Genomic DNA, 11,763 nt, shown 5'->3' with positions numbered 1-11,763 from the left:
GCTGCTGCCGGTCTCGCGGGTGCGGCCGTATCGGGTGCGGCCGTGCGGAGTCGCTTAGAAGACGCTCACGCCGTACGCGTTGAGGGCCTCCACCACCGGCTGGAAGAACGTGGTGCCGCCGGAGGAGCAGTTGCCGCTGCCGCCCGAGGTCAGACCCAGCGCGGTGCTGCCCGAGAACAGGGGGCCGCCGCTGTCGCCCGGCTCGGCGCAGACGTTGGTCTGGATCAGGCCGGAGACGATGTCGCCGCCGCCGTAGTTGACCGTCGCGTTGAGGCCGGTGACCGTACCGCTGTGCAGGCCGGTGGTCGAGCCGCTGCGCCGCACGCTCTGGCCCACGGACGGGTTGGCGGCGGAGGTGATGTCCTGGTACGAGCCGTTGTAGAGGGAGACCCGGCCGTCCGCGGCGGCGGAGCTGGAGTGGCGGATCAGCCCGTAGTCGTTGCCCGGGAAGCTGGAACCGGCGCGGGAGCCGAGCACCGTGCTGTTCGAGGAGTTGGTGTACCAGGTGGCGCCGATCTCCGTGCAGTGCCCGGCGGTCAGCGCGTAGTACGTGCTGCCGCTGCGGACGTTGAAGCCGAGGGAGCACCGGCCGCCACCCGCGTAGATGGCCTGGCCGCCGGCGATGAGCTTGTTGAACGTGCCCTCGGTGTGCTTGATCGTGACGCCCGCCGTGCTGTTGTCCGCGACGGACTCCTTGATCTCGGCTATCTCGGCGTCGGAGACCGAGCTGTCGACGGTGACGACGACCTTGCCGGACGCCTTGTCCGTGTACCACGCCGTACCGGCGATGTCGGCACCGCGGATCGCGGAGTCGGCCTGGGCCAGCTGGACGGCGGTGACCGCGGGGGCGACGGGCGCCGGCTGGGCGACGGCGGACGGGGCGGCAAGCGCGACGGCGGTCACCAGACCGGACGTGACGGCGAGGAGCCGTGCGCGTCTGGACACCGCGCCGAGGGGGGAGAAGCGCTTGATGGTCACAAGTCCTCCATAGGTGGGGGAGACGGACGGCCCGTTGGGTGAGCGGGCCACCGGGCGCGACGGTCCACGGCCAGCGATTTTGAACGTGGACTGTCAATCGCGCTTGACCGAATCTTTGAATCCCGTTGGCACTCGCGCAAGGTTGACTTCCGGACCTGTGAGGCGGGTGGTCGGTCTGTGGCTCGCGGGGCTGCCGGACCGGCGGCCGAAGGCGGGCAGGGGGCACGGACGGGATGGCCCACGGGGCGGTGAATGCCGGTTCGCTCGTACGCTGTCGCAAATCTTTGCGCGTAGAGTGTGGCGGTCGGTGAGTGCCCGTCAGTAGCTGGATAAAGCCGTAAATGTGCCGCCAGGTGTGCCCGGTGACGTCATTCGGCCAGGCGGGAAGGCGTCACGAACACACATGGATTCACCGTGGGTGTGGGGCGGGTGACGCTGGGGATTCGCTGTCGTGGTGAACGGGGTCCGGTTGTGCGGGGATTCGGGGAGCGCCGCTGCCCGATTGGGTGGCGTACCACCGAAATGCGCACGGTGTGATCTTGGCCTGAAGTGATCGGTGGGGTGGTCTCGGAGGGGCGGAAACGCGCCTGACGGCAGATGAATTCGGCCGGAGACGCGGTCTTGCGGGCAGCCGGAGGCGCGTTCCGTCAGGGGGCGACGCTTCGTTTTCGACGGGCGACGCGGGCGGTGCCCGTACGGCGCGAGCGCGAATGGCGCCGGCGCGAGCGCACGTGTGGCGCGCACCGCGGTACGCGGTACGCGCCACGGTGAACGGCCCAGGGCCGACGGGGAGCGGCCGTCGGCGGCGCTCGTCGGCCCCGGGCCGCTCGGAGCCTTACCGCGCCTCGACCGCCTCGTAGACCGCCTCGATGAGCGCCAGCTTCCGCGGGTCGTCGGCGATGTGCGGGCCCATGCGGTTCATCACGTATCCGATGGCGATGCCCGCCTCCGGGTCCGCGAGGCCGAAGGAGCCGCCGAAGCCGTCGTGTCCGAACGCCCGGGGGTTGGGGCCGTACGAGCCGTTCGGGCCGCTCAGCCAGAGGCCCAGCGCGATCTCCGTGTCATGGGCGAGGCCCGCGCCCAGCACCAGGTCCTGGCCGGCGCCCTGGCCTTCCCGGATCCGCTCGACGGTCTCGGCGGACAGGACCCGGTGCGCGCCCAGGCGGCCGTGCCCGGCGTAGATCCCGTACAGCGCGGCGACCGCGCGCGCCGTGCCGTGGCCGTTGACGGCGGGCAGTTCGGCCGCGCGCCAGGCCGGGGTGACGGCGTCGGCGGCGACGGTGGGCGGATTGGCCAGGGCCGCCACGGCCACCGGGGGGAACCGCGCGATCATCGCGGCCTGTTCGCTGTCCGGGACGGCCGGCGGGGGCACCAGCTCGGCGGCGCGTGCCGCCTCCTCCTCCGGCAGGCCGATCGTGAAGTCGATCCCCAGGGGGCCGGTCACCTCCCGGCGCACGAACTCCCCGGGTAGCAGGCCCGTCACGCGCCTGACCACCTCGCCGACCAGGAAGCCGTACGTCAGTACGTGGTACCCGGACCGGGTGCCCGGTTCCCACCAGGGTTCCGTGGCCGCGAGCCGGGACGTCGTCAGCTCCCAGTCGTACAACTGCTCCAGGCTGTGCGGCTCGCGCAGTCCGGCCAGGCCCGCACGGTGCGAGAGCAGCTCCCCGACCCGTATGGACTCCTTCCCGGCGGCGGCGAACTCCGGCCAGTACGCGGCCACCGGCGCGTCCGGGTCGAGCAGCCCCCGGTCGATCAGCAGATGGGCGCAGAGGGCGGTCGGTCCCTTGGTCGTGGACCACACGTTGACCACGGTGTTCCGCTGCCAGGGCCGGGTACGCGCGCCGTCGGCCCAGCCGCCCCACAGGTCCACGACACGCTCCCCGCCCACAGTGACGGTGAGGGCGGCGCCCAGTTCGTCCCGTTCCAGGAAGTTCCGCTCGAAGGCGGTGTGTACGGCCGCGAACCGCTCGTCGCAATGACCCGTGGCGCCCACCGCGCGTTCGGTCGCCGTGTCGTCCGTCATGGCTGCCATCCTCCCGTCGCTCCTGGCAGGCGCCGGCTCCCTCCAGGTGCCCCCGTGCCTGCCATGTCCCCCCGCATACGGCGTAGTTCGGCCGTCCCCGGACCTTCTCCGGTGCGGTCAGGAGATGATCGCATCGAACGACATACATGTCTTTCCGAATGACGGCACGAGAGGTACCAGTGACAGAGCACGACGTGCGGGACGGCACCGACGAGTTCGGCGGGGAGCGACGGGCCTGGTGGCGGGAGTCCGTGGTGTACCAGATCTACGTCCCCAGCTTCGCCGACGCCGACGGCGACGGCATGGGCGATCTGCGCGGCATCACGGGCCGCCTCGGCCATGTCGCGGAGCTCGGAGCGGACGCGGTCTGGCTCACGCCGTTCTACCCCTCCCCGCTGGCCGACGGTGGTTACGACGTGGCCGACCACCGCGACGTCGACCCGCGCCACGGCACCCTCGACGACTTCCGGGCACTGCTGGCGCGGGCCCGCGCGCTGGGGCTCCGTACGATCGTCGACATCGTCCCCAACCACTGTTCCGAGCGGCACCGGTGGTTCCGGGAGGCGCTGGCCGCCCCTCCCGGATCGGAGGCGAGGGAGCGGTTCGTCTTCCGCGACGGCAGGGGACCGGACGGCGCCGAGCCGCCCGCCGACTGGCAGTCCAAGTTCGGCGGTCCGGCCTGGACCCGGGTGCCCGACGGCCAGTGGTACATGCATATCTTCGCCGCCGAACAGCCCGACCTGAACTGGGAACACCCCGACGTCCTCGCCGACTTCGAGCGGACCCTGCGGTTCTGGCTGGACCTGGGCGTGGACGGGTTCCGGATCGATGTGGCCCACGGGCTGCGCAAGGACCTCGTACCGCCGCTGCGCGACACCCGGGGCGGCGACAGCGCGTCCCTCAACGCCCCGCCCAGCGGCGAGAACCACCCCTTCTGGGACCGGGACGAGACCCACGAGATATACCGGGCCTGGCGCAAGATCACCGATTCCTACGCACCCGACCGGATCATGGTCGCGGAGGCCGGTGTCAGCGCGGCGCGGCTACCGCTCTACACCCGGCCCGACGAACTGCACCAGGCGTTCAACTTCTTCCATCTGCGCTGCCCGTGGGACGCCGCCGCCTTCCGGGACGTCATCGACACCTCGCTCGCGGGGGCCGCCGCCTTCGGCTCCCTGCCGACCTGGGTGCTCTCCAACCACGACGTGGTGCGCCACCGTACGCGCCACGCCCTGCCGCTCGGCACGGACCTGCCGGCCTGGCTGATGGCCGACGGCCGGGAACCGGCGCCGGACGAGGAACAGGGCGGCCGCCGCGCGCGGGCCGCCGCGCTGCTGACGCTCGCGCTGCCCGGCACGACCTACCTCTACCAGGGCGAGGAGCTGGGTCTTCCCGAGGTCGCCGATCTGCCGGCCGAGGCGCTGCGCGATCCGATGTGGGAACGCACCGGGCAGCGGCGCAAGGGGCGCGACGGCTGCCGGGTGCCGCTGCCGTGGACGAGGACCGGGCCGAGCCACGGCTTCGGCCCGGGCGGCAGCTGGCTGCCCCAGCCGGCCGGCTGGGGCGCGTACTCGGTCGAGGCGCAGACCGGCCGGCCGGGCTCCTTCCTGGAGCTGTACCGCACGGCGCTGCGCCTGCGACGCGACTTCGTCGGGGACGAGAGCTTCGCCTGGCTGCCGTCGGCCGAGGGCGAGCTGGCCTTCCGCAAGGGCGCGGGTCTGGTGTGCCGGGTCAACATCTCCGGGCGGACGCTGCCCTTGTCGCTTCCGGCGGGCGCCCGGCTGCTCCTCGCGAGCGAGGACCTGAGCGAGGACCTGGCGGACGGGAGCGCGCCGGGCGGGCCCGTCGTCCTGCCGGCGGACGCCGCCGTCTGGCTGGACACGCGCGGGTGAGCGGTGCCTGACGGGCCGGGCGGGCCGCGCCGTATCGCCGTGAGCCGTGAGCGGCCACCTGGGGGCCACCGGGCCGCCAGGCGGCGAAGGCCGTGGGCCCCGTCGGACATCGGCCGACGGGGCCCACGGGCCGGTGGCAGCGGTGCGCCTCCGCGACGGCGGCGCACCGGTACCGGCGTTACGCGTACTGCTGCGGCGCGTGCTTGGGGTTCGGGCCGTGCGCGTTCGGGTGCTGCTCGCCGTCGGTGGCCATGAAGACGATCAGGATGATCGAGCCGACGAGGGGGATCAGACCGATCAGCAGCCACCAGCCGGACCGGCCGGTGTCGTGCAGGCGCCGCACCGCCACCGCGAGGCTGGGGATGATGATGCCGATGGAGTAGATGGTGGCGATGACGCCGTTCGTCCCCGCCACGCCCTCGATGACACTCAGGGCGATGGTGATGACGAAGTTCGCCAGGACGTACATCCAGTACTCCTTGCGGCGCGCCCGGCCGCTGAAGACGGCGTACTTCTTGAGTACTTCGAGATACCAGTTCACTGTGTTCCCCCGAGGGTTTTACCGATAGATGACCTGTCCATGGCGAGCAGGCCGGACGCTGAAGATAGGTGGCTTGAACTGCGCAGGTCAAATCGACGCATCGTCACAGAAAATTGCCCGTTCCCGTGGTCGCCGGGACGCGGAGCGGGGCTGTTCCGGGGGAGCCGACGCGACGCCCCCGCGGACGCCCGACGCCCGACGCCCGACGCCCGTCAGTCCGTGAGCGGGCCCGTCTCGGAGGCCACCGGGCGGATCAGCTGGGAGAGTTCGGCCCGCCGCCGTACGGAGAGTTTGCGGTAGACGCGGGTGAGGTGCTGCTCGACCGTGCTCACGGTGATGTAGAGGTGGCGGGCGATCTGCCGGTTGGACTTGCCCTCCGAGGCGAGGGCCGCCACCCGCCATTCCGCCTCGGACAGCAGGCGTTCGTCGAGCGCGGCGGCAGCGGGCGCGGGCGCGCGGGCCGGGGCGGGAGGCCGGGCCACCTCGGCCGCCGGCGGGGTACGAGTGGTCCAGTGCGGGGTTCTGGCCCCGGCCTGACGGGCGAGACGCTGGGCTTCCCGCCACAGCGCCCGGGCGCGCTCGGTGCGGCCCGCGTCGAGGTGGACCTCGCTGAGGTCGGAGAGCACCCGGGCGAGACTGAGACGGCTGTCGCAGGCACGCAGGACATGGACGGCTTCGTCGAGCAGGAGCCGGCGCGCCGCCACGGGTCCGGTGGCGGCCAGCGTCCGCAGGGCGTCGCCCCGGGCGGCGCAGACAGCGGTGCCGATCTCGTCGAGTTGGCGTTCCGCGAGGTCACGGGCGCGGTCCCGCTCGCCGAGGGCGAGAAAGGCCTCGGCGGCACCGGTGCGCCAGTCGAAGAGGTGGCGGGACGGCGGGCGCCATCGTTCCGCGAGGGGGGCACAGGCCGTGAAATCCGAGAGGGCCGCGTACGGCCGTCCGGCGGCCAGGGCGTGGTAGCCGCGCCCGACGAGGTGGAACAGGCCGAAGACGGAACGGGACATCGCCTCCGGAACGGGGAGTTCGAGGTAGCGGGCGGCCTCGTCCAGCTGCCCCATGGCGGTGTGTCCGATCACCAGGCTGGACAGCGGGGAGCCGATGGCGACGCCCCAGCTGTGCGGGGGGAGTTCGTCCAGGGCGCCGCTCGCGTGCGCGACGGCGGTTCTCATGTCCCCGCGCTGCACCGCCGTCCAGGCATGGATCCCCCGGAGGAGCGCGTGCCGGGCGGGCGACCCGGCGGGGAACCGGGCCAGCAGCCCCCTGCCCAGCTGGTCCGCCATCGTCAGATGACCGTGCTGGGCCAGCCCCAGCAGCGCGGTGATCTCGCGCTCCCACAGCAACTGCCACTCCGGGAACGGCGCCGGCAGTTGGAGCATGGTCCCGGCCCGGGAGAGTTCCAGGCCGAACTGGACGAGTTCGGCCTGGCCGCCGGGGGCGCCGGCGTGATCGACGGACGGCGGCGCGGGCTGCTCCGGGCCGGTGCCCGTGGCGTCGGCGGTGACTGTGATGATCGGCGAGGCTGTGGTGACCGGAGAGGCTGTAGTGATTGACGAGGCCGTGGCGACCGGAGAGGCCGCGGTGCCCTGGGACATCCCGGCGACTTCGGCGTCGTCCGCCTGCCGTTCGGGTACCGGCAGGTCGGCGAGTGCGTCGGGGCGCAACTGCGCGACCATCGCCCGGGTGGCCGTCAGCCGGTACCCGCCGTGCGGGGCGTCGGGGTCGTACACCTTCCGCAGCCGGGCGATCGCCTCGGTGGCCTCCTCGGACCGGCCGAACCACAACAGCCAGTCGATGAGCCCGTGGAGCGTCCGTTCCTCCGCCGTGCCCGCCCGCACGGCCGCCATCAGCCGGGCGATCTCCGGTTCCGCCGCCGCGGGGTTGACGCACCACAGCGCGCTCACCAGCCCGAGCGTGACGTGCTCGCGTCGATCCGGGTCCAGCCCGGCCCGGTCGGCCAGCCGCAGACAGCGCGACGCCGCGTCGGCGCGGCCCTCCGCCAGCCACTGCCACGCCGCGCGCAGCAGCACGGCCACTCCCGTCTCGTCGGGCACCTCGCCCGCGGCCACCAGGTGTTCCGCCACCGTCGTCGGTGGCGCGCCGTCCGCGCGTAACAGCTGTGCCGCCCGCAGCCGCAGCCGCGCGCGCTCCGTGCCGCCCGGTCCCTCGAGCACCGCAGCCCGCGCGGCCGGATGCCGGAACCGGCCGCCCGTCAGCAGCAGCCCCGCTCCCGCCAGTTCGGCCAGCTCGCCGGCCACGGCTTCGGTGTCACGTGCCAGCAGCCGTGCCACTCTTTCCGTGGAGGCGTTCCGGTCCAGCAGGGCCGCCGCGCGCACACACGACAGCAGCGCGGGGTGGTTCGACAGACGGGACAGATACGCTCCCCGGAACCCGTTGCCCACCGTCATCTCCGCGGAGCCGGTACGTGCGGCCTCCGCCGGCCGGTGGTCCTGGATCAGGGCGAGAGCGAGCGCCGGGCTTCCCCCGCTCACCCGATGGCAGGACTCGTGCAGGCGCTCCGCGGCCTCCGCCCCCCACTCGGCCTCCAGCAGGAGCCGCACCTCTCCCGGGGACAACGGGCTCGCCTCGACCAGCCGGCACCCCGGTACGGTCTCGAACTCGGACCGTTCCACACTCCCCTCGTGCAGCACCCGACCATACGTCAACACCATGACGATTCCGCTGGCACACGCCCGCCGGGCCAGATGCAGCAGGCAGTCCCTGGACGCGTTGTCCGTGTAGTGCAGGTCGTCGACCAGGAGCACCAGCCGCCGTCTGTGCGCGGTCTCGCCCAGCGCGGCGGTCAACTCCCGCAGCCGGGCGACATGACCGTGGTCCCGCGGGTCCCGGGGCGCGCCGTGCGCCACCAGCCGCTCCAGGGCCGAGACCACGGGGCGGGGCGCTCCGGGGCAGTAGCCCAATTGCTCGACGACCGTGAAAGGAAGGCAGCTCTCGTTACGGAAACCCACGGCCGTCAGGCACAGCGCGTCCGCCGCGAGGGCCCGTTCCCTGAATTCCCTCAGCAATGTGGTCTTCCCGGTTCCCGGGCCGCCGTGCAGGACCAGTACCCCGCCATGGAGCCAGGCGTCCGCCAGGAGTTCGTCGAATTCCTTCTGATAAGCATTGCGACTCGCCGAAATCATCGTCCCGCCTCTGCGCTCGGGGGAAAACCTTCCCGGTTCTCGGGCAGCTCGGAATCGCTGAAAACACATCCTCCGGAGCGACAGTGTAGTAGTCGTGCCGCGACTCTCCGGAGTCGACGGGTCCATATCTGGCCATGTCCTGTGCGATTGCAACATCCCCGGTCATTCGCTAGGGTCCGCGCCGCGCCCCGCGGGGTGGGTGGCGCGCGGGCGGCCCTTTGGCCGCTGACGTTCGAGTGGGTCTTCCAAGGGATTCGTCCGGGCGGCGAGGGCGGCCGCGGTTTTGAACAGTCCATGAACATTGCGTAAGCAATGCCGCGTCAAGTGTCCGGCCCCAGGAAGGAGTCGCCGGAAAGTGAGCTCCTGTGCCTCCCGGGCAATTCCTGGTGATTCCTGTCTGTTTTTCGTGTAACTCGATTCCGTCTCGCGCCCGTTCCGCCCGAGGATTCATCGTGACAGTCGCCCGTCGCGTGATCCGCGACGGGCGACTGTTCCGCACCCTGCCGTGGCCGGGAGGCGGGACCGGTGGGGGCTGGTGGCCGGGCGGTCAGGGAGCGGGCGCGGCCGTCACCACGATGCCGGGAGGGAGGTCGGGCCGCGCACGATGGCCTCGGGCGGTCGCCAGCGCAGCGCACCGGGGTCCGCGTCCAGCGCCAGGTCCGGACACGCGTCAGCCAACTCCTCCAGCGCGACACGGAGTTGGAGCCGGGCCAATTGGGCGCCGAGACACACGTGCGGTCCGTGCCCGAATGTGAGATTCCGCGCGGTGCGGCGGTCGATACGGAGATCTTCGGGGCTCGCGTGCTCCTCCGGGTCGAAGTTGGCGTGCAGCAGGGAGACCAGGACGCTCTCGCCCGCCCTGATCCGCTGTCCGCCGAGCACGACGTCCTGCCGCGCCACCCGCGTGAAACTGATCGGGACGACGGGCGCGTACCGCAGCAGCTCCTCGACCGCGCCGGGGATCAGCTCCGGGCGGCGTGCCATCTCCCGCCACTGGTCAGGGCTTTCCAGCAGGGCGAGCACCGCGAGGCCGATCTGGCCGATCGTCGTCTCGTACCCCGCGTTGAGCAGCAGCTCGACCAGGGCCAGCAGTTCCTTCTCGTCCAGAGCGCCCTCCTGCTCATGGGCGAGTACCAGCGCACCGAGGAGGTGTTGCCCCGGCTCGCGCCGGGCGAGCTCCACCAGCGAGCCGACGTACGCGCGCAGCTCGTGCCGCGCCGACTCCGACTCCTCCGGTGAGCAGGGGGTGATGCCATGGGCCCGGTTCGCCAGCCGGACGAAGCGGTCCTGTTCCGCCTCGGGCACCCCCAGCATCTGGCAGATCGTCGACGCCGACAGCGGCTCCGCGTAGCCGGAGACCAGGTCGGCCGTGTGCCGGTCCGCCAGCAGCCCGCGGGCGGTCCGCCGGATCACGCCCTCCAGCGAGGCCACGGCGTCGGGCGCGAAGGCGCGGTTGACGAGCTTGCGCAGCCGGCCGTGCGCGGGCGGATCGAGACTGGTGAGGGCGGCCGGATCGGGCCGCATCGGATGGATGGCCGCCGCGGACTCGGCGACGGCCATGGCGCGGCTGAACCGGGTGCTGGTCAGCACCTCCCGGCCGAGGCCGAACCGGGTGACCAGCCAGAGCCGGTCACCGGTCGGCGCGAGGACGCGCACCACGTCCGGCGCCGGCCGCCGCGGCAGGTAGGACGGCAGCGGCCCCCGCTGTGCCGCGGTGGCGGGGTGGCCGGGCGCGGCGGGGCCGGGTGCGGCGTGGTCGGGTGCGGCGTGGTCGGGTGCGGCGTGGTCGGGTGCGGCGGCGGGCGCGCCGGGCGGTGTGCTCCCGGCGGCCGGCCAGGGGCAGCCGCCGGGAGGGGGCGGGGAGGACGTCTCCGCTTCGTGGGTCGTCATCTGTATCTGTCCGGAACCCTCTATTTGACGCCGACGATCATGTACTCCGGGCCGTCGAGCGGGCTGACCGAGATGTCCCGGAAACCGGCCGCGGCCAGCCAGCTCCGGCACTCGGCGCCCGTGTAACCGAGCCCGCCGGCGGAGACCAGTGAGACATTGAGGCTGGTCAGCATGGACAGGGTGTGGGTCCGCCGGTCGTCGTCGATGAGCGACTCGTAGATGAGCAGCGATCCGCCGGACGGCAGGGCCTCGTACGCCTTGCGGATGAGGGTCTGCTTGATGTCCAGGTTCCAGTCGTGCAGCACGTGGCCCAGCACGATCACGTCCCCGCTCGGCAGGGGATCGGTGAAGAAGTCACCGCCGGCGAACTCGGCGCGGCCGGTGATCCCGGCGTCGCGCAGGTGGGCGGCGAAGCGGTCGCCGACGGCGGGCAGGTCGAATCCGATGCCGCGCAGGTGCCCGTGAGCCCCCAGCACCTGGGCCAGGAGCGCGCCTTCGGAGCACCCCACGTCCACCACCGTACGCACCGGCCGCCAGTCGAACGCCCGGGCAATGGCCAGATTCGCGCCCATGCTGTAGCCGGTCATGGCCCGGACGAAGCCCGTGACCTGCTCGGGGGTGGCGAACGCCTCGCCGAAGGTGTCGCTGCCGGCATCGGCCTCCACCAGGGTGCCGTCGCCCGCGGTGCGGCCGTCGCCGCCGCCGGACTCCGCCAGGGCGTCGGAGAAGTCGAGCCGGTCGCCACTGCGCAGCCCTTCCGTGAGCCGGGACCACCAGCCGAAACCCGAATTCAGAAAGGCCAGATACCCGGAGATGTCCGTGCCGGGCTTGGCGGGGTCGAGATATTCCTCGGCCGCCGGGGAGTTCCGGTAGCGGCCGTCCGTACGCGCCAGCATTCCCAGCGAGACCAGGACGTCCAGGAAATCGGGGGCGCCCCGGCCTTTGATCCCGAGCCGTGCGCACAATTCCTCCCCGGTCAGGGAGCGTCCGGCCAACTCGGCGAAGACACCGAGTTCCACGGCGCTCAGGAGCACCTTCGAACTCCAGAAGGCGGTGGCGACGGAGATGATGGCGTGCGGGGATCCGGCGGCTCCGGAGGATCCGGCTCCGGCCGCGAGCGATCCGGCTTTGTCATGGGGCAGGGTCATGGGTGATTCCTCCCTGAACAAGCGGTTCATCTCTGAACAAGCGGTGCGTCTCTGAACAGCGGGTCCGTCCATGGACAAGGGTCCGTCCATGGCGACCGGGTCTTTCTTCGGGCAACGGCCTTTTCGGTGGAACGGCCTTTTTCGGTGGAAC

7 protein-coding genes are annotated in these 11,763 nt (G+C 72.1%); 1 reads left to right on the top strand and 6 read right to left on the bottom strand.

The features are described from left to right. Window positions 1–54: 54 nt before the first annotated feature. Window positions 55–978 (bottom strand): S1 family peptidase, encoded by a 924-nt coding sequence (locus IG02_RS0125010; protein ID WP_030752365.1) that lies wholly within the window; start codon window positions 976–978, stop codon window positions 55–57. A gap of 835 nt (window positions 979–1,813) precedes the next feature. Further along, entirely contained in the window at window positions 1,814–3,004 is a 1,191-nt protein-coding gene (locus IG02_RS0125005; protein WP_051765694.1) for a serine hydrolase domain-containing protein, read from the bottom strand. A 158-nt stretch (window positions 3,005–3,162) separates the two neighbouring features. Here IG02_RS0125005 and IG02_RS0125000 point away from each other — a divergent pair, with 158 nt between their 5' ends. Then, window positions 3,163–4,896 carry a glycoside hydrolase family 13 protein gene (locus IG02_RS0125000; protein ID WP_107055690.1) on the top strand — a complete coding sequence of 578 codons (1,734 nt, stop codon included), beginning with the start codon at window positions 3,163–3,165 and terminating at the stop codon, window positions 4,894–4,896. A 178-nt stretch (window positions 4,897–5,074) separates the two neighbouring features. On the opposite strand, the gene IG02_RS0124995 is transcribed toward IG02_RS0125000, so the two are convergent. The 4 genes from IG02_RS0124995 to IG02_RS0124975 all read right to left on the bottom strand — a co-directional run bounded on the left by IG02_RS0124995 (window position 5,075) and on the right by IG02_RS0124975 (window position 11,612). Continuing rightward, entirely contained in the window at window positions 5,075–5,437 is a 363-nt protein-coding gene (locus IG02_RS0124995) for a DUF805 domain-containing protein (RefSeq protein WP_030752359.1), read from the bottom strand. 212 nt (window positions 5,438–5,649) lie between these two features. Beyond that, window positions 5,650–8,574, bottom strand: coding sequence for a helix-turn-helix transcriptional regulator (locus tag IG02_RS0124990; RefSeq protein WP_030752356.1), 2,925 nt, complete (start codon window positions 8,572–8,574; stop codon window positions 5,650–5,652). Window positions 8,575–9,141: 567 nt separating this feature from the next. After that, window positions 9,142–10,464: a cytochrome P450 gene (locus IG02_RS0124985; protein ID WP_051765692.1), complete on the bottom strand. Its 1,323-nt coding sequence runs from the start codon at window positions 10,462–10,464 to the stop codon at window positions 9,142–9,144. Window positions 10,465–10,484: 20 nt separating this feature from the next. Next, window positions 10,485–11,612, bottom strand: coding sequence for a methyltransferase (locus IG02_RS0124975; protein ID WP_051765690.1), 1,128 nt, complete (start codon window positions 11,610–11,612; stop codon window positions 10,485–10,487). Window positions 11,613–11,763: the final 151 nt, after the last annotated feature.

The organism is Streptomyces sp. NRRL F-5135 (assembly GCF_000719775.1).
Classification (GTDB): Bacteria; Actinomycetota; Actinomycetes; order Streptomycetales; family Streptomycetaceae; genus Streptomyces; species Streptomyces hebeiensis.
Note: the sequence above shows the minus strand (reverse complement) of the source record. Positions and strands in the feature narration are given on the sequence as shown.

What these genes read in the sequence shown, in the direction of transcription:
- IG02_RS0125000 (WP_107055690.1), top strand. Translation starts at nt 3,163, where the DNA reads ATGACGGCACGAGAGGTACCAGTGACAGAGCACGACGTGCGGGACGGC.
- IG02_RS0124990 (WP_030752356.1), bottom strand. Translation starts at nt 8,574, where the DNA reads ATGATTTCGGCGAGTCGCAATGCTTATCAGAAGGAATTCGACGAACTC.
- IG02_RS0124985 (WP_051765692.1), bottom strand. Translation starts at nt 10,464, where the DNA reads ATGACGACCCACGAAGCGGAGACGTCCTCCCCGCCCCCTCCCGGCGGC.
- IG02_RS0124975 (WP_051765690.1), bottom strand. Translation starts at nt 11,612, where the DNA reads ATGACCCTGCCCCATGACAAAGCCGGATCGCTCGCGGCCGGAGCCGGA.
- IG02_RS0125005 (WP_051765694.1), bottom strand. Translation starts at nt 3,004, where the DNA reads ATGACGGACGACACGGCGACCGAACGCGCGGTGGGCGCCACGGGTCAT.